The sequence below is a fragment of the Pseudomonas promysalinigenes genome (genome assembly GCF_014269025.2).
GTDB lineage: Bacteria > Pseudomonadota > Gammaproteobacteria > Pseudomonadales > Pseudomonadaceae > Aquipseudomonas > Aquipseudomonas promysalinigenes.
Genome location: NZ_CP077094.1, coordinates 3,124,387 through 3,142,282, shown reverse-complemented (window position 1 = coordinate 3,142,282; position 17,896 = coordinate 3,124,387). Strand labels below are relative to the sequence as shown.

General features: G+C 57.0%; 12 protein-coding genes, 1 tRNA gene and 4 pseudogenes. 6 read left to right on the top strand and 11 right to left on the bottom strand.

The genetic code is table 11. From position 1 onward, the window contains the following. Positions 1 to 7: 7 nt before the first annotated feature. The 5 genes from HU725_RS14420 to HU725_RS14400 form a co-directional block, all read right to left on the bottom strand. Positions 8 to 1,462 carry an alginate export family protein gene (locus HU725_RS14420; RefSeq protein ID WP_186478016.1) on the bottom strand — a complete coding sequence of 485 codons (1,455 nt, stop codon included), beginning with the start codon at positions 1,460 to 1,462 and terminating at the stop codon, positions 8 to 10. Beyond that, positions 1,459 to 2,910, bottom strand: coding sequence for a tetratricopeptide repeat protein (locus HU725_RS14415; protein ID WP_186478017.1), 1,452 nt, complete (start codon positions 2,908 to 2,910; stop codon positions 1,459 to 1,461). Before HU725_RS14415 ends, HU725_RS14420 begins: the two co-directional genes overlap by 4 nt. A gap of 21 nt (positions 2,911 to 2,931) precedes the next feature. Continuing rightward, positions 2,932 to 4,095, bottom strand: a complete 1,164-nt coding sequence (locus HU725_RS14410; RefSeq protein ID WP_060478017.1) for a PilZ domain-containing protein — start codon at positions 4,093 to 4,095, stop codon at positions 2,932 to 2,934. Between the two features lie 16 nt (positions 4,096 to 4,111). Next, positions 4,112 to 5,641: a glycosyltransferase gene (locus HU725_RS14405; protein WP_186478018.1), complete on the bottom strand. Its 1,530-nt coding sequence runs from the start codon at positions 5,639 to 5,641 to the stop codon at positions 4,112 to 4,114. 91 nt (positions 5,642 to 5,732) lie between these two features. Next, positions 5,733 to 7,040 (bottom strand): nucleotide sugar dehydrogenase, encoded by a 1,308-nt coding sequence (locus tag HU725_RS14400; RefSeq protein ID WP_060478016.1) that lies wholly within the window; start codon positions 7,038 to 7,040, stop codon positions 5,733 to 5,735. Between the two features lie 511 nt (positions 7,041 to 7,551). On the opposite strand from HU725_RS14400, the gene HU725_RS14395 reads away from it, so the two are divergent. The 5 genes from HU725_RS14395 (at position 7,552) to HU725_RS14375 (ending at position 11,205) form a co-directional block, all read left to right on the top strand. Continuing rightward, positions 7,552 to 7,941, top strand: coding sequence for a helix-turn-helix domain-containing protein (locus HU725_RS14395; protein ID WP_060478015.1), 390 nt, complete (start codon positions 7,552 to 7,554; stop codon positions 7,939 to 7,941). Positions 7,942 to 8,004: 63 nt separating this feature from the next. Then, a complete protein-coding gene (gene gacA / locus HU725_RS14390; RefSeq protein WP_186478019.1) occupies positions 8,005 to 8,643 on the top strand; it encodes a response regulator transcription factor GacA in 639 nt (212 codons plus the stop codon). A 5-nt stretch (positions 8,644 to 8,648) separates the two neighbouring features. Beyond that, positions 8,649 to 10,472 (top strand): excinuclease ABC subunit UvrC, encoded by a 1,824-nt coding sequence (gene uvrC, locus HU725_RS14385; RefSeq protein WP_186478020.1) that lies wholly within the window; start codon positions 8,649 to 8,651, stop codon positions 10,470 to 10,472. Between the two features lie 33 nt (positions 10,473 to 10,505). Then, positions 10,506 to 11,066, top strand: a complete 561-nt coding sequence (gene pgsA, locus HU725_RS14380) for a CDP-diacylglycerol--glycerol-3-phosphate 3-phosphatidyltransferase (RefSeq protein ID WP_060478012.1) — start codon at positions 10,506 to 10,508, stop codon at positions 11,064 to 11,066. A gap of 63 nt (positions 11,067 to 11,129) precedes the next feature. Next, a tRNA-Gly gene (locus HU725_RS14375) sits at positions 11,130 to 11,205 on the top strand. Between the two features lie 377 nt (positions 11,206 to 11,582). On the opposite strand, the pseudogene HU725_RS14370 reads toward HU725_RS14375, so the two are convergent. The 6 genes and pseudogenes from HU725_RS14370 to tssB form a co-directional block, all read right to left on the bottom strand. Next, positions 11,583 to 11,882: pseudogene (locus HU725_RS14370) on the bottom strand (transposase domain-containing protein); the annotation flags it as partial. An 18-nt stretch (positions 11,883 to 11,900) separates the two neighbouring features. Then, positions 11,901 to 12,812, bottom strand: a complete 912-nt coding sequence (locus HU725_RS14365; RefSeq protein ID WP_186478021.1) for an EamA family transporter — start codon at positions 12,810 to 12,812, stop codon at positions 11,901 to 11,903. Beyond that, positions 12,812 to 13,540 (bottom strand): hypothetical protein, encoded by a 729-nt coding sequence (locus tag HU725_RS14360; RefSeq protein ID WP_186478022.1) that lies wholly within the window; start codon positions 13,538 to 13,540, stop codon positions 12,812 to 12,814. The genes HU725_RS14365 and HU725_RS14360 overlap by 1 nt, the downstream gene beginning before the upstream one ends. Positions 13,541 to 13,557: 17 nt before the next feature. Further along, positions 13,558 to 14,940, bottom strand: a complete 1,383-nt coding sequence (locus HU725_RS14355; protein ID WP_186478023.1) for a saccharopine dehydrogenase C-terminal domain-containing protein — start codon at positions 14,938 to 14,940, stop codon at positions 13,558 to 13,560. 159 nt (positions 14,941 to 15,099) lie between these two features. Beyond that, positions 15,100 to 15,408, bottom strand: a pseudogene (locus HU725_RS14350) (type VI secretion system contractile sheath domain-containing protein); the annotation flags it as partial. Positions 15,409 to 15,443: 35 nt separating this feature from the next. Then, positions 15,444 to 15,924: pseudogene (gene tssB, locus HU725_RS14345) on the bottom strand (type VI secretion system contractile sheath small subunit). Between the two features lie 561 nt (positions 15,925 to 16,485). Between tssB and HU725_RS14340 the strand changes: the two are divergent. Next, positions 16,486 to 17,679: pseudogene (locus HU725_RS14340) on the top strand (type VI secretion IcmF C-terminal domain-containing protein); the annotation flags it as partial. Positions 17,680 to 17,896 lie beyond the last annotated feature (217 nt).

The window sequence follows — 17,896 nt, the reverse complement described above, 5'->3', positions numbered from 1 at the left end:
CCCTTCCTTAGTAACTGATCACCACACCGACGCTCAACTGGTAGTCATCGCCGGTTTCCAATGCACTGCCGGCATTGAGGTAACTGGCGCTGACCAGCGCGTTGACGTCCAGGTGTTTGCCATCGATAGCCACCGGAAACATCTTCCAGTAGTAGTTGAGGTCGATCATTTGCCCGACGTTGCGCCCGTTGCCCTGGGTACCTTGGCTGATGGCGCGGTTACGCTGCGTGCGCTGGTCGCCGTTCATGCGGATCGGTAGGGTGCCGTCGGGGTCGCGCAGTTGCAGTTGGGTAACCCGCAGGTCCAGCGCGCTGCGTGGGGTGGGGCGGGTTTCCACGGCGAAGCCGTAGTAGCTCAGGTTGCGCAGGTCCAGGGCGACGAACGAACTGGTCAGGCGGGTGCTGTAGGAGCCAGTACGGGTGATGCGGTCGGACTGGATCGCGTTCAGGCGAAAGCCATCGTTTTCATCGCTGGGTTTGTCGGTCAGGCCGCCGCGCAGGGCCAGGCGTGGCGTCCAGGCCAGGCTGTCGAAGCGCTTGCCGACTTCGCCGAGCACTGCCCAGCCTTTGCTGCTGTGGCCGGTGGTGGTGACGCCGTTGCCATTGGTGTTGTCCATTTTGCCGTCCAGCGCCGCCAGTTCCAGGTGGTAGTCACTGAGCACTGGGTAAGGCAAGTTGTCGCCCTTGAAGAACAACCCGTAGCGCATGCCCTTGAAGTCGTAGCGGTCGTCGGCGTCGTGCCCGCTGTGGTCGTTCTCGTGCATCAAGCGCACGCCAACCTGGTTGTTCTGGCTCCAGCGATAGGCGTATTGGCCCATCAGGTAGGTCGTGCGCTCCTCACTGTCGGGCAACTGGTTGACGTCGGTGTTGTAGTTGTAGAACTTCTGGCCAACGGCGAAGAACGCTTCGGAGAAGGTGTCCTGGAAGTTCAAACGCAGCGACTCCAGGCTGTCATCCCACCAGATGCCATAGTCATCGAAGAAACGCTGGCGGCCAAATGAGGCTGAAAAGCGCGGGTCGTCACCGATCAGGTTGCGCTTGACGTACAGCTCGCGCATTTCGGCATACCAGCCTTCGGGCTGCTCGCGTTTGCTGCTGTTGGTCGCCTCAAGGGTCAGGTTGCTCGACTGGCTGGAGTCGTAGTTCAGCCACAGGCGGCCGTAGACCATCCATTTCGCCCAGCGCTTTTCCGGTGAGTACCAAGCGAACGACGGTTCGTAGCGCAGGCTATAGAACATTTCCCGGTCGCTGCCGACTTGGGAGTCTTGCGGGCCATAGCCGGTTTGCACGGTGAGCTTGTTGAACACTTCGGAGGTGATCACAGGTTCGCTGCCATCGGCGGCTACGACGCGTACCGGCTCGTTGCTGTCCGCTTCAGGGCCGGTGATTTCTTCGGCGGCAAAGCACGCCGGCACGCTCGCCAGGACGAGCAAGGCGCCAAACAGGGGGTGGTGCGCTTTCACAGGGTGGCCTCCTTGAATAGCCCGTTGCGAGCGGCCATGGCGCGCTCGATGTCATCCTTGGGCAGGGTTTTTTCCAGGCGCCTGACCAGGCTTTTGGCGCTGCGCTCGCCCAGGTCCAGCGCTACGCGGGCATAGGTGTAGGCTTTGACTGGGTCGTGACACAGCGCGCGGCCGTAGGCGTGCAGGGTGGCCATGCGGTACCAGGCAGCGGTGTTGCCTTTGTTGGCTTCGGCCTGGAACAGCGCCAGGGCCTTTTCCTGGTCAGGTTGGTCCTCGACCCCCTTGCTGTAGTACTCACCCAGCAGCAAGCCGGCACCGGGGTAACCACTGGCACGCAGTTCTTCGATCAATGCGCGGGCCTTGTCCGGGTCCATGGTCAGCCAGTTGTTGACCATGTAGAACTGAGCTTGCAAGGCCTTGGCCCGCGTCGGATCGCGCGGGCGCACCTGATCGATCAGCGCCTGGGTTTCCTCGGCGTTGTGCTCGGTCGGGTTGGAGATCATGTAGTTGGCCTTCGATACCATCGCTGGTACGTATCCGCGGGCCACCGCTACGTCTCGCCAGCGTTGAACGCGGGCGGTAGCCAGGTCCAAGGCGTCTTGCTGAGCCTTTTCGCGAGCCAGTTGCTCGGGTGTCGGCGGCAGCTTTTCGGCACCGGCTGTGCTGTTCTGGCTCTCATAGCGGTCGGCATCCTGTTCGGCACGCTGCACGCTGGCAATGCTGTCGAGCAAGGCGGCGATGCGGTGGATGTTCTCCACCGGCAACTGCTCGCGTTCCGGCTCCAGTTGGTCGGCGAATGCTGGGAACAAGCGGTCCTGCTGCTCGCCGAGAAAGGCGTAGTAGCGGTCGATGGCGCGGGCATCCACCTTGACCGCCTGGCGGTACCAGCGTTCGGCTTCGCTGCGCCGGCCTTGGCGTTCGGCCAACACGGCATGGTAGAGCTCCGGGCGGCAGTTGAGCAGGCAGGCCTGTTCGTACAGCGCCAACAGTTGTGCGGCCTGAGCAGGTTCGACGAGCTCGGGATAGGTCAGAAACACTTCCAGCGTGGTGCTGGTGTTACGCGGGTCGAGGTTGGCCGGGTAGCGCGTCAGTGCCTGGGTCATCCATGTGCGCTGCGCTTCGCGCAGGTGTGGAGTGCGGTCGATCAGGCGAGCCAGCGAAGCCAGCGCCGGGACCATGCCACGGCCATCGGCGAAAGCCTTCTGATACAACGCCACCACTTCTGCGGGACTGGAGTCTGGCCGTGCGGCCAGTACATCGCCAAGCAGCAAGGTGCTGGCCAGATCGCCACGCTCAGCCAGTTGACGCAGATCGCCAGTGACCTCTGCCGATGGGTCCTTGTATAGCGTGTAGCGGATCTGCTCCAGGCTCTGCCCGGCGCTGGCCGTGCTGGCGCAGGCCAGGGCCAGGCTGGCCAGCAGCAGGCGGGGGGGCATGTTCACGGTCATGGCGTCATCGTCCTTGGCGGTTTAGCGCGCAGCGCCAAACGGCAGGCCCAGGAACAGGTCGACCGCCACCGCTTTCTGGTAGGCATCGGCCGGCAGCGGGCTGTCAGGCTCGATTGTCAGTGCCAGATTGCGGTTGGCCTCATCGACACGCGCGTCGACCACCTTGCCGCTGTAGTGCTGGTCAAGGCCGAACACCTGCATGTCCACCGACTTAACCCGCTCGATATCGGCGAGCTTGTCGAACGGCAGATTGGCGCGCACAAACATGCCTTGCGCCTTGGGCAGCAAGTGCATCAGTGGCGCCTCCTTGTAGCCGTAACCATCCACCCGCGGGCTTGGGTAGTAGACCTGGCAATCGCAGGGGCTGTTGATCACCGTCTCGATGGTGGCACGGCCGAGCAGGGTTTGCAGGTCACCCGGCGACAGGTCGGCCACAGCCTTCATGTCGGCAGGGCTGGTGAAGCTGGTGGCCAGCTGTGTAGAAATGCTGGCCAGCGGCTGCCCGGCGTGCACCTCGGTGGCACCGGCAGGCAGCAGGTATTTCACATAGCCATTGTCGGGCATGCTGATGACCTGGGCGTTGGTCGCCACTTGCGCCTGCAGCGCTGGGATGCGGAAGAACAGCAGGTAGCCTTTGTAACCAACGAAGGCCAGTGCGGCGATGCCAGCGGCGGTGTACAACAGCGTGCCCGTCAACGCCTTCAGGCGAGCTCCTGGGGTGCGGGCGCTGGCGTACTTGTGCTTGCGTTCCTTGATGTAGTTCTCGCGCTGCATGACCGTGAACAGGCCATTGATATCAGCGATTTCTCCAGACATGTAGGCGCTGATCAGGTAGCGCAGAATGTCGCGCTTCTGCGCATCAAGGTCGACGAACTGCGCGCCCACCTCGCTGCCACGCTGCGAGACGATACGGATCTTGCTGTCGATGTTCAGGTCGATCTGGTTCAGGCGCAGGCGTATGGAGGCGTCATACAACGCGCCGATCTTCAGGGGGGCGTCGTGGCTCAGGCCCAGGCCGCCCAGGGAAATATCCTGCAGGGCTACCTCGAACGGCGCCTGGCCGGCACTGCACAGGCGCACGCGGGCGTTCATGCGCGTGCGCACATACTGGCGCTCGTCGACCGCTTCGTGGACGATGTTGGCCGCTGTTTTGCCCGGGGCCGCGGGGATGTTCGTGGTACTCATATGCAGGCGCCTTTCCTTAACGTTGCGAGAGTTCTAGAAGAACGGTGATGACCCCGAAGAAGATGGCGACCGACGAGCACAGCATCGCCTTCGAGGACCAGCGGTTGAGGCTGGCATCGAAGTCGACGCTGCCAGTGGCCAGAGTGGTCTTTTGCCGCGTCCAGCTTTGCTGGTCCATGTGGAACATCGCGTAGACCTTCATCAGCGAACCGACGATCTGGTTGTAATAAAGGACGAAGGGGTACATCGGGCTCACCGGGTGCCCGGCGAACACGAACAGCACGGTCACCAGGCTGCGCGAGATCAGCACCCAGAACAGGTACACCAACAGGTACTGGATGCCGAACGCCACACCGGCCACCACCGAGGCGGTCAGCCCCATCAGGCAGGTCCACATCGACACCCGCTGGTCGAGCAGCACGTACAGGGTGAACAGCCCAAGGCGCGCGCGGCCGAGCAGGGCCGTGGCGCGAAAGTTCTGGCGCAGCGAGTTGCCGTACCAACGGAACATCAATTGCCGCGTAGCGATGAAGAAGCTGTCGCTGGGTGGATGCTCGACGGTCAGGGTGTGGCTGTCGGGCACGTAGAAAGTGTTCCAGCCGGCGCGCATCAGGCTCAGCCAGCTCGACTTATCGTCACCGGTGAGGAACTGGAAGCGACCGAGCCGCCAGTGCTCTAGAAAGTCGGCCTCGACATCGCGGATGAACTCGGGGTCAGTCATCACTTCAGCGCGGAAGAACGACAGCCGCCCGGTCAACGTCAGCACCCGGTGTGATAGCGCCATCGAGCACATGTTGATGTGGCGTTGCACGAACCGCATCGAGTGCCATTGGCGCATCCATCGGCTGCCCTCGACTTCGCAGAACTCGTTGGTGGTCAAGCCGCCAACGTCCGGCAGCACGGCGAACAGCTTGACTGCCCGCTCGACACAGCCGGGCAGCATCATGGTGTCGCCGTCGACCACGCCTACCACGGCATCACTGAGCGGCATCTGCCGCGACAACGCCCTGAAGGCATGGGCCAGGCCGTCACGCTTGCCGGTGCCGCGGGCGCGGACGATCACCAACTTGATGTCGTCGCGGTTCTTGACCTCATTGCGCATGATGTCCTTGATGAAGTTTTCGTCGCCTTTCTCGACGATCGAAGCGATCACCGTGCAGGGCACTTTCAGCCGTTGCACCTCCTGGAACACCGACTGGTAGACCTTGAAAGTGGTCATGGTGGGAATGCGAAAGCTGGTTACCACCATGAACATGTGCGAGGGCAGCGCCGCATCGCCCAGGCGCTCCACCCGGCGGCGCAGCCTTGGAAATTGCCAATGCAGGAAATACATGCCGCGCACGTAGTGAACGACGGCGTTTCCATAGCGCCACATCCCCAGCGTGCCGATGATGAAGATGAACAGGTGGTGGTTTGGGTCCAGATACTGCGGGGCGACCATCTCCGACGCCAGCGCAATCAGCCCGGCCAGGCACGCCCAGCCGAAGAAGCTGGCGCCTGCGCGCAGGTAGCCGGGTGCTACGAAGGGTGGGTGCTGTCGATCCATGTCGCCTTGACTCCTGTTTTGCCGGTGGCCGCGCGCCACACCGCCCAGGGGTGACCCTGTGGCGGGTGGAGCAGGGTGGGTGCTGGGGTGGTTACCAGCAGATGCCCTGGGTTTGGCTGTCGCTCAGGCCAGGCATGAAGCCCACCAGATCGATCACCTGTTTGCCGTGGCCGGCTTGCAGCACGCTGGCAAAGCGTGGGTCGTTGTTACCCAGCACGATCACCTCGGCTTCCTCGATCACCTGCTGCAAGTTGCCGTGCAGCAGCGACGAAACGTGGGGGATCTTCGCTTCGATGTACTCCTTGTTTGCGCCATGCACCCGGGCGTACTCGACGTTCTCGTCGAAAATGTGCAATTGGTAGCCCTTGCCGATCAGGCGCTCGGCCAGTTCCACCAATGGGCTTTCCCGCAGGTCATCGGTGCCGGCCTTGAACGCCAGGCCCAACAGGGCGATCTTGCGTTTGTCCTGGCGTTCGATGAGGTCGAAGGCGTTCTGCACCTGCGAAGCGTTACTGGCCATCAGCGAATCGAGCAGCGGCGCCTTCACGTCCAGGCTGGCGGCGCGGTAGGTCAGGGCACGCACATCCTTGGGCAGGCACGAGCCACCAAAGGCGAACCCTGGGCGCAGGTAATAGCGCGACAGGTTGAGCTTGTGGTCCTGGCAGACCACATCCATCACCTCGCGGCCGTCGACGCCGGCAGCCTTGGCAATGTTGCCGATCTCGTTGGCAAAAGTGACTTTGGCGGCGTGCCAAACGTTGCAGGTGTACTTGATCATCTCGGCCACTTCGATGGTCTTGCGGATCACCGGTGCATCGAGCTCCTTGTACAGCGACTCGAGCAGATCGCCCGATTGGCTGTCCAGTTCCCCGATTACCGTCATGGCCGGGAAGTCATAATCTTTGATCGCGGTACTTTCGCGCAGGAATTCCGGGTTGACCGCTACGCCGAAATCGACGCCAGCTCGCTTGCCCGAAAACTCCTCCAGAATGGGCACCACCACATTCTTGACGGTGCCTGGCAGTACGGTGCTGCGCACTACCACGGTGTGGCGGCTAGCTTTGTCGCGCAGCGCCGTGCCGATTTCCCGACACACCGCTTCCATGTACACCAGGTCCAGATCACCGTTCTTCTTGCTCGGGGTGCCGACGCACAGCAGCGACATATCTGTGGCAAGAATGGCCCCTTGCACATCGGTTGTTCCGCGCAGCCGGCCATTGTTCACGCCCTCTTGCAGCAGTTGTTCCAGGCCGGGTTCGACAATGGGCGACTTGCCCTGGTTGATCAGTTCGATTTTTGCCGGGGAGATATCGACCCCCAGCACATGATGGCCGCGGGCCGATAGGCACCCCGCGCAGACCGCGCCAACATAGCCAAGTCCAAAGATACTGATGTGCATAGATCCCTCTCTCTGGGGCGCGGCAAGGCCGGCCGAGATACATCGTTTATGAATTTTATAAGTGGCAGACGCGCAGAATTAAGCCGCGCTCGGAAGTGGCGTTGCAGGCTGTTTCTTAGTGGTCTGATTACAGACTAAATGGATTTTAATTTTTGTTGCAAGCGTTGTTGCTCGGTAATTTAAAAATAACTTTAACTTTCTTCGTTAAAGTTAAAAAACACTTTAAAATCAATAACTTAAAGTTGCTGTTAGTTGGGCGCCAAAAAAATGAATGCCTGTCGTGTGGCGATAAAGTGACGCCAATCACATGGCGTTGGCCCGGTTCTGCCGCTGGCGCGACACCCCTCAATGGACTGCATCCATGAATAAAGACCTTCAAAATCAAGGCTTCTGCTAGGGTCGTGCTGGCTTGCGACACTGCGCGGCGATGGGCATAGTGCCTGTCATCTCTACAACTGCTGGCACGCGCGTGATCAGCAGCCATGAAGGCCAAGGAAGAAGGAGATCTGGCATGAAAGGATTCGGCCCACGCCTGCGCGAAGAGCGTGAACGTTTAGGCATGACCCAGCGGGTATTTGGTGACATCGGGGGCGTCGAACCCAACGCGCAAGGCAAGTACGAGAGCGGCGAGCGCACGCCTCGGGCGGACTACTTAGCGGCCTTGGCAAACCGAGGAGTGGATGCACTGTATGTGCTCAGTGGTCAGCGCACCCCTGCGCCGCTGGAAAGCCTGACGGCGGATGAAACCGGTCTATTGGGCGCATTTCGCCGTTTACCTGCGGCTGACAAGGCAGCGTTGCGGCATGTGCTGGGGCGTTTGGCGGGTGAGGGCAGTCGTGTGGAATCGGCGCCGCAGATGCAGCCTGGGTGTCGGACATTTCTGACGGAAGTTTTACGCTAGGTCCGCCATGAAAAATTTTGTTAAGGTGACGGGATCCAATCGCCCTGTTGACGAGGTGTCTGCTTGATTAGGGTCCTAGTGGTCGACGATCACGATCTGGTTCGAACCGGTATTACTCGCATGTTGGCCGATATCGATGGCCTGCAGGTGGTAGGTGAGGCGGATTCGGGCGAATCGGCGCTCAAGCTCGCCCGGGAACTGAAACCTGATGTCGTGCTGATGGACGTGAAGATGCCTGGCATCGGTGGCCTTGAAGCCACCCGCAAGTTGCTGCGCAGTCACCCTGACATCAAGGTGGTGGCTGTCACTGTCTGTGAAGAAGACCCGTTCCCCACCCGGCTGATGCAGGCGGGTGCCGCCGGTTACCTGACCAAAGGGGCTGGGCTTGACGAAATGGTTCAGGCCATCCGCATGGCCTTCGCCGGCCAGCGCTACATCAGCCCCCAGATCGCCCAGCAACTGGCGCTTAAGTCGTTCCAGCCTCAAGGCTCGCCCTTCGATGCGCTGTCGGAACGAGAGATCCAGATTGCCTTGATGATCGTCGGCTGCCAAAAGGTGCAGATCATCTCCGACAAGTTGTGCCTCTCGCCCAAGACCGTCAATACTTATCGTTATCGGATCTTCGAAAAACTCTCGGTTACCAGCGACGTCGAGCTGACGCTGCTGGCCGTTCGCCACGGTATGGTCGACGCAAGCCTCTAACCCTCATGTCTCAAATTTTTGATGCCAGCGCGTTCCTGGCCACCTGCAGTGGCCGCCCAGGCGTATACCGGATGTTCGACGCCGAGGCGCGGTTGCTCTACGTGGGCAAGGCCAAAAACCTCAAGAAGCGCCTGGCCAGTTATTTTCGCAAGACTGGCCTTGCGCCGAAGACTGCTGCGCTGGTGGGCCGCATCGCCCAGGTGGAAACCACCATCACCGCCAATGAAACAGAGGCATTGCTGCTTGAGCAGAACCTGATCAAGCAGTGGCGGCCGCCGTATAACATTCTGTTACGCGACGATAAGTCGTACCCATACGTTTTTCTCTCGGACGGCGAGTTTCCGCGGTTGGGTATTCATCGTGGCGCCAAGAAAGCCAAGGGGCGTTATTTTGGACCGTACCCCAGTGCCGGAGCCATTCGCGAAAGCCTGAGCTTGCTGCAGAAAGCCTTCTCTGTCCGCCAGTGTGAAGACAGCTATTTCGCCAACCGCACTCGCCCGTGCCTGCAGTACCAGATCAAGCGCTGCAAAGGCCCGTGCACCCGCTTGGTCACGCCCGAAGAATATGCCGAGGACGTACGTCACTCGGTGATGTTCCTCGAGGGGCGCAGCCAGCAGTTGGGCAATGAGCTCAACGAAACCATGGAGAAGGCCGCCATGGCTCTGGATTTCGAGAAGGCTGCCGAACTACGCGACCAGATCGCCCTGCTGCGACGGGTGCAGGATCAGCAGTACATCGAAGGCGGCTCTGGCGACGTCGATGTGGTGGCCGCCTTCGTCAACCCGGGCGGCGCATGCGTACATTTGATCAGTGTTCGCGGCGGCCGGGTGCTGGGCAGCAAGAACTTCTTTCCGCAAGTGGGTATCGAGGAGGAAGTGGCCGACGTCATGGCTGCGTTCCTGTCGCAGTATTACCTGGGCAATGCCGAACGTGAAATGCCAGGTGAACTGATCGTCAACGTGCTGCACGAAGACTTTCAGGCCATCACTGACGCCGTGCAGAGCCTGCGGGGTCGGGAGCTTGCGATCAGTCATCGCGTCCGGGGTACCCGCGCCCGCTGGCAACAATTGGCGGTAACCAATGCCGAGCAGGCCCTCAATGCCCGGTTGGCCAACCGTCAGCACATGGCTGCGCGTTTCGAAGCGCTGGCCGAGGTCCTCGGCCTGGATGAAGTACCGCAGCGTCTGGAGTGCTATGACATCAGCCACTCCAGCGGCGAAGCCACGGTCGCCAGCTGCGTGGTGTTCGGCCCGGAAGGCCCGATCAAGTCCGATTACCGGCGCTTCAATATCGAAGGGGTGACAGCAGGCGACGATTATGCCGCCATGCATCAGGCCCTTACCCGCCGTTACGGGCGCATCAAGGACGGGGAGGGCAAGTTGCCCGATGTGCTGCTGGTCGATGGCGGCAAGGGCCAGTTGAACATGGCCCGCGAAGTGATGCAGGAGCTGGCCTTCAACGATCTCACCCTGCTGGGTGTGGCCAAGGGCGTAACGCGCAAGGCCGGCTTCGAAACGCTGTATCTGAACGATGTGGCCCATGAGTTCACCCTCAAGGGCGATAACCCAGCACTGCACCTGATCCAGCAGATCCGCGATGAAGCGCACCGTTTTGCCATCACTGGGCACCGTGCCCGGCGTGGCAAGGCCCGACGCACTTCGAGCCTGGAGGACGTTGCCGGGGTGGGGCCTAAGCGCCGCCGCGACCTGCTGAAACACTTCGGCGGCTTGCAGGAACTCAACCGCGCCAGTGTCGACGAGATCGCCAAGGCGCCTGGCATCAGTAAAAAGCTTGCCGAGTCGATTTATGCCAGCCTGCATAGCGAGTAGAATGCCGGGCTCAACCCGCAGCCAGTCGTACCGATGAATATTCCAAACCTGCTCACCGTTCTGCGCGTCCTGCTGATCCCAATCTTCATCCTGCTGTTCTACATGCCTTATCACTGGAGCTACATGGCCGCCAGTACGGTGTTCGCCATCGCCGCTGCCACTGACTGGCTGGACGGTTACCTGGCGCGCCGGCTGCAGCAGAGCACCCCATTCGGTGCCTTCCTCGACCCAGTGGCCGATAAATTGATGGTGGCGGTGGCTTTGGTGCTGCTGGTGCAGGTGCACGCCAACTTCTGGCTAACATTGCCCGCAGCAGTGATCATCGGCCGCGAAATTGTGGTGTCAGCATTGCGCGAGTGGATGGCGGAGCTGGGGGCGAGGGCGCATGTGGCGGTTTCCAGCCTTGGCAAGTGGAAGACGGCGGCGCAGATGCTGGCGCTGGTGATTCTGTTAGGCAACCCGCCCGTTGTGAATTTCTGGGTGGTATTGGGCTATGGCCTGCTGCTGGTGGCGGCCGCGCTCACCCTGTGGTCGATGGTGCACTACCTGGTGGCAGCCTGGCCGCACCTGCGCGAAGGCTCTGAAAAAAAATAAAACTTTTTTGAATCAAGGGGTTGACGCTATTTCAGATATTGCTAGAATGGCACCCATCACGACGCGGGAATAGCTCAGTTGGTAGAGCACGACCTTGCCAAGGTCGGGGTCGCGAGTTCGAGTCTCGTTTCCCGCTCCAAATTAAGATTTATAGCGTTCTACAGAATTCTGTAAATCATCGAAAAAAGACGCTTAGGCGTCTTTTTTTCGTTTAAGTCCAATTCATTCGGACTCGTGGGCATTCGGGCCCTTCAAGCAATGAGTCCATGAATTGATAGAATCGATAGCCCATGTTCGTTGCTGGAGGGAAGCGTAGAGCGTTACCGGCATCTAGCCTTTGAATCGAACTAAGGAGCTCCCACATGGCCCTCTCGGATGGGAAGGGTTGCCATGCTGAGGCTATCGGTAAGATTTTCACCCTTGGCGCTAGCCTTTGCCCGTCAACCCGCGTGACAGCGTCTGGCGGTAGTCCGAAAGCGATCGATGAGCCCCACCTAACACATGTGAGGCCGTGATTTATCGTGGCATATCTGGCGAGCAGTTCCACGGCAGCAACGCTTCGTAGTCTGTTACCGACGAGGCATCCGGCAACCGCTCGAGTATGTGGCGTAGCCATGTATAGGGCTCCTGGCCGTTGACCTTGGCAGTCTCGACCAAGCTATAGATTTGCGCACTGGCCGTGGCGCCGTTGGGCGTGTCACTGAATAGCCAGGCCTTGCGTCCGATCACAAATGGCTTGATCGCACGCTCCGCCAGGTTGTTGTCGATCGGTAAATCACCGGCCTCGACATAATGCTCCAACCGACTCCAGTTGTGTTTCTTTTCGAGCCCAGCTTACATGGCTTGATGCGATATCACGGCCACACCGACAACGATAATCACGATTGATAAAAACTTTCTCACGACACCACCTGGAGCAATATCTTCGGCGATAAACTTCGGGAATAGTTTCGTTGCCAGAAACCCTAACGCTAAAACGAATAGCGGGTGAATACTGACGACAACCGAAACCAAGGCAGCACCGCCTCCCGCTGCAAGTGCAGCCGTGAAAAAAACATAGCCGCCAACATCAAAAATGTTTGTCACTCCAAAAATCCCAAACTGCTTTAAATTCAAGGTCTTTAGATCGTTAGTAATGAGTCTCCGCCATTTCGGCACCAACAAAAGCAACATGCCGCCTAGAGAATAACCAGCAAAGTTAAAAATCAGCACCGACTCCAAGCTTTTCAATTGCAGTATCTCGTCTGAAATAACAGTTGAGACAGCCCCAAAAAAAGCAGAAACCAACAAAACAACTACATGTCTGGGGTGGCCGAGCCCTCTTATTGTCTGCCTTGACATGCACAATATTAGAATGCCAACAACGATCATAGCAAAGCCAGCCACCTGCCAAGATGTTGGGATGGCATGAAAAATCAAAATGGATGCTGCCAATACGAAGATGGGTTCAGATTGGTGAATTGGGATCACTACAGATACATCCATGTCTTCTAGTGAATAACTATATGCAAAGTATTGCAAAAATATTGCAAGTCCTGAGCAGATATTAATCACTGCTATGTGCAAATCTAAATCAGTAGGCTGAAAATAGGCATAAATGGCTCCTGCAAAGAAAATATTTCCAATGCTCAGTAGGAAAATAAAGGAGATGCAGTTTGAGGTGATATGGTTAATGGCAAATTTATCAACAATATTTGAGAGGCTCCAAAACAGCGGAGCCAGAAGTGCGAAGTATAACCAGGTCATTATTCTCTCCCGAGAACCTCAAGAATGGTATTTTTGCTGTCAATCAACAGCTCGTTCGAAAAGTCATCAGTATCATGATCAAAGATAAATGTATTATTGTAGCCAAACCCATCAGATGTCTCGAGACTCACTATTTTATCTAGAATGACTGGAAGCTCGTTGAACCGTGATGAGTGGTTTTTCTTCAATAGTTTTATCGCGTTCCCGTAGTGCGCTGCTTCATCTTTGGCTGCATTGCGGATCCATTCGGACAAGCAGTCGGGTCCAAGGCTATCAAAAAGTTTGAAGTCTTGTTTGTAAGCCCTGGTGCTAGTTATTTCATCAAATGCAATCGATACCAATATGGTGAACTCATCAGCCATGAACGATGAGATAGAGTCGAACTCCGGCTGCCTGGATTTAATTGCCCTGTCAATATCATCTTCGAGAAATCCATACAAAACGCTATTGATCTTCCTGAGGCCTCTGTAGTGATTTTGTTCATCTAAGTGCCAGAGGCATACGAACTCTAGAAAATCATCGCTCAACTTTAAGTCACTTCTATTTATTAGGTATATCAGAAAATGTTTAGAATCGAATTCTGAACTCATGTCATGCCAGAAGTGTTCTTGCCGAGACTTAATGACTTCCTGAGAGCCCGTGATGCTCTCTGAGGTCAGATCTTTAAGCAAGTCAACTGAAGACCAGTCATAACTTTTCAAACCAATGGAGGACTTCGAATAGCTCACGATTACGCTCCTTGCAATTATTCCATGAAGTTTTTAAACTGCCACTTGTCAGACCGGGAGATGGCAAACAATCCTTTGTCTTCTCCTATTGGGCTCCAATCTGTATATTCGCCTAGCATCTCGCCCAGATAGGGCCTAGCACTATCAAGAATAAAATTGAAGTCCATCTCTTCTGCCTCAACGATGCCGCAGTGAGGGTTATTAATTGCCCATTTCATGCCCGATACCACACCGGCCACGACTTGCAATGAGGTAGCAGAACTTTCAGCATTATGCTTCTGCGCTACCGCGTTCTCTAGATAAGATCCAAACCAATAAGCATTTTTTTCATGCCCCATTATAAGTACGCCAAGATAATCGCCTCCAAAGGCGATATCCCGACCATGCAAGATTCTTTTATCTGGCTGCGAGTTCCAAGAGCATCCACTAAGCTCGTGAATTGAAAGAACTGCGTCATTGCAAGGGTGGTAAGCATAATTGACAGTGGGCCGATAAGTAGCCTGTCCATTATCAAAGCAGGTTAGATAGTCAGATAGAGAAATCGACTCATTGTGAGTAATCAAAAAACCTAAGCAGGGGCCAAAGGCGGGTGTCCAGGTTCTCAATCTGACCGAGGCACCCGGGCGATTCAAGTAAATTGCACTATTGCAGCCAGTAGTATGGCGCTGCCCCTCTGGCGGAAAACTAAGCTCATGAGTCCCCCAGCCTAACTCAGCAGGCTGGCAACCCTCACCAATAAAGCCATCAATTGACCAAGTATTAACAAACTCACCAGGTCGCTTGGGCAGCTTTGCAATCTGAGTATCATGCTCCGCGATGTGAATTGTTTTCACGCCGAGATCCGCACACAGCTTCGCCCACTGCTGACGGGTCTGTGGGATAGGCTGACTGACACCAAATATGTCACTGCGAAGATTCAGAAGCGCCTGCTTTACGAAATGAGAAACTAGACCCGGATTGGCACCATGCGCCACCACGGCTGTAGGGCCATTTTGACATTGAGACTTTAATGCAAGCATCGTTTCTCTCAATGCGTAATTTGTACGTTCTGCAGGCTCTGCATCTGCATTCACATAATGTCCAGCCCATGGTTCAATGCACGTATCAATGTACCTTGCTCCCTTTTTCTGGCAAAGCGATACAAGGGCGACACTGGAGACATCAACTGAAAGGTTGACTACAAATGACTCGGCGTCCAAGTCACATAACAACTCCTCAAGATTGTCCCTGGTAATACTTTCTGCCACCCACGTCACAGGACTGACGAATTCGGCACTTGGTTTCTTGGCGCCACATGGGTCTATCACCTTAAGGCTTTTAATATCTCTACCAAACTCAGTGAGCAGATTCGGCATAAGCGCAGACGCGATAGTTCCGTAGCCAATCAATACAATATTCATAGGTTTCTTCCTTAACACGTTTTGTGAGCGGACAGGGAGGTTTACCTCGTCTCAAATTTAAAATTGGTCGCTAGGTGCAATATGCGCAGCGCTTAGCGCGGCGAAGCGTGGGCAGTGCTTAACTGCAAATGCGCCTGCGATTTATGTCGACCAGAAGTTCAAGCTGCGCCAAGCGGACTCAAGTTTCTGGAACTCGGGGTGATGCAGGATGGCATCCATCTGTTTGCTGAGTACCCGGTTGATCTCGGCAATCATGTGATCGACACTGTGTTTATTGATCAATTGATCTGGATCATGACTTTCAAGGATTTCGGCAATAACGGCAGCTGCGCCCTGGCGCGCGACTTGATAACCCTCTTGGCTGGGCACCAACTTGGTTTCTGCCATGATCTGCTCGAGCAGCGTGGCGTTGCTCAGTGTTGCTGTTGTGACTTCAGCCGTTACGGTCGAGTTGTTTTGTTTTGACATGGTGTCGCTCCGTTGTCTCAGTCTTCTTCTGGCGCCTAAAGCACCAGGCCCAGTCCTTCTGCCAGCTGCTGGCACGCTTGCTCGTTGTTCAGCAGGTGCCGCAACTGCTTGCGGAACGTAGGCACGTTGCCCAATGGGCCTTTGAGGGCGACGAGCGCTTCGCGAAGCTCCAGCAGTTTTTTCAGCTCCGGAACCTGGCGGCCTATGCTGTCTGGCCCGAAATCATTGATGGACTTGAACTGCAGGCTGACTGCGAGCCCCGCCTCGGGCTGTGCTCAGTTCCGAGGGCACAGACATGGCCAGGTTGACATAGGCATCGTTCAACACGTTGTTGAACGTGTGTTTATCGATGCGCATTACAGGGCGGTCTTCATGCGCGCGGTTGTCCAGGCCGAAATCGCCCAGCACCAGCATTTTGCGCGATAGCTCTATTTCGACTCGTTCGTCGCCGGGGGCGGGTCCGTGCTTGATGTTGATGCGCTCTTTGGGGGCAACGGAGCCGGATGATCTGCTCATGGCTATATATCCTTGCTGGCGTGAGGCCTATATGTAGGAAGCGTCCTACAAGTTGGCGTTTAATATTAAACGTTAGTTAAGCAAGCGACCGGGGCTTGAATGTCATTTTGCTAAAAAACCATGCGCTTAAAGTTTTGCTGAAGTCGAGTTTGAATGTGTAACAAAATAAGTTCTTGTAAGTAGTCGTGTTGGTGTACTAGGCTCTTTCGCTGTTGGGGAGTTGCCGGCTGGGTGCTGGCGTCTGCGTGCTAGCGAAGAAGATAGTCGTAAAGGGATGGCCGCAGTGTATCCAAATGGATTTTGGCTTTTATTAACACTGTGCTCGAGGCCTGTAGTGGCATTCGAGCCAACGGACCGTCCGCGAATTTTTTCTAACACTGAGCGTTTGGCATGTTTCGACCTGGCAGCCTGCACTCCGGCGCACACAGGGAGTGATCAGCGCAAGAGCACGACGCGCATATATTGCGTCACTTTGTGGCGCAATAACTGGCGCGTGCGCCAGGTGACTTGAGGTTTCGTCTGAGCCTTGCGGAGGACTAGGTGATGATTTGGGTACCTGCTGACACTTTGGCCTCACCTGCGGCCCCTTTGCATCGGTTATTGGACACGGTTAGGGAAAACACCACACTTTCTTCTGCAGGCGCTGATTCGCCCGCAGAGGCTCAAGCGCTGCAACCGAGAAGCAGCAACCCCGAGCAACGGCAGGCATGGGCTATTCAGCGGTCTTTTGCCGGGCTGAGCGCCATGCTGCGGGTAACGGGCGAGAAGCCCAGCTACTACGATGAAACCCTCGGTGCCATTGCGGCGGTCCATGATTACGCCAAAGCGGTCAACGACAGCCCCGACAGAGGCAAAGCAGCACTCGAGGCTGTGCATCAGCGCTTTTCGATGAAAGGGCAAGATCCAATCGGCACCTTGCAGCGGGTTTCCACCGGCTTGCCAGAGCCAATCAACCACCAGGTCAGAAAACTGGCGGATCAAACGGCACAAGTGCTGAATGTCGAAGCTTTGCGCGAGCTGGAGCGACGCTGGGATGTCGAGGTGTACAGTTTCTTCCAGCAGCGCTTGGCTGAGCGCTACCCCTTCGTGGTACGGGCGCCGGATGTCTCGTTGGACGACTTCGAAGCCTTCTTCGGGCCTAAGGGGCGGCTGCAGCAATTCCATGACCAGTACTTGAAGGTTTTCTTGAAGGATAACCTCGAAGCCCTGCAGGCCGGCCAGCAGGGGCAATCGCTGATCCGCAGGGATGTGCTCGAACAACTGGAGCGCGCAGATCGAATCCGCGAGACCTTCTTCGATCAGCGCGGCAACCTGAGCGTGCAGTTCAGCATCGAACCGTTGGGGTTGAGTGCCAACCAGCGCACGAGCTTATTGGACCTGGACGGTCAACTGATTTCCTACACCCATGGCCCGAGCCAGATCACCGGCATCGTCTGGCCAAACACTTTGGGGCAGCAGGTACGCAGTAACCTGACCTTGCTCAGGCAGAACGGCAGCAGCAGTAGCCTGGAATACCGAGGCCCCTGGTCGATGTTTCGCTTGCTCAGCCGCGGATCGCTCAATGGGCGGACGGCGACCAGCGTGGATCTGAGTTTCAGGACTGGCGATGGCGTGATGCGGTACAGGCTCAGCGCCCAGAAGGCCTACAACCCAATCACGCAAGAGCCTTTCAAAGGTTTTCGGTTGCCCCGAGGGTTGTTGCAGAAGTCGGCCCAGCTTGGGGGTGACCACGCAAGCCGGTCTGTCGCGAGGTAGTTAAGGCAAACGCAAGAGCAGGCCAGTGAATCGAGCACTCGCTCCCGTATCAGTAGCAGCCCCGCCCAACGCACTGCGATGGCTAACTAAAACGGGTGCGCGCTCGCTAATTAAATAATGGGGCTTAGCGGCTTGAATGGTGCATTCGAGTCGCTTCCTATCAAAAATGTCAGTTTCGTGCATTTCTGATCTTATGTAAGTTGCTACTTGTTGCGAA

Coding starts and splice junctions, on each gene's coding strand:
- HU725_RS14415 (WP_186478017.1), bottom strand. CDS start 2,910: ATGACCGTGAACATGCCCCCCCGCCTGCTGCTGGCCAGCCTGGCCCTG.
- HU725_RS14410 (WP_060478017.1), bottom strand. CDS start 4,095: ATGAGTACCACGAACATCCCCGCGGCCCCGGGCAAAACAGCGGCCAAC.
- HU725_RS14365 (WP_186478021.1), bottom strand. CDS start 12,812: ATGACCTGGTTATACTTCGCACTTCTGGCTCCGCTGTTTTGGAGCCTC.
- pgsA (WP_060478012.1), top strand. CDS start 10,506: ATGAATATTCCAAACCTGCTCACCGTTCTGCGCGTCCTGCTGATCCCA.
- uvrC (WP_186478020.1), top strand. CDS start 8,649: ATGTCTCAAATTTTTGATGCCAGCGCGTTCCTGGCCACCTGCAGTGGC.
- HU725_RS14400 (WP_060478016.1), bottom strand. CDS start 7,040: ATGCACATCAGTATCTTTGGACTTGGCTATGTTGGCGCGGTCTGCGCG.
- HU725_RS14355 (WP_186478023.1), bottom strand. CDS start 14,940: ATGAATATTGTATTGATTGGCTACGGAACTATCGCGTCTGCGCTTATG.
- HU725_RS14405 (WP_186478018.1), bottom strand. CDS start 5,641: ATGGATCGACAGCACCCACCCTTCGTAGCACCCGGCTACCTGCGCGCA.
- HU725_RS14395 (WP_060478015.1), top strand. CDS start 7,552: ATGAAAGGATTCGGCCCACGCCTGCGCGAAGAGCGTGAACGTTTAGGC.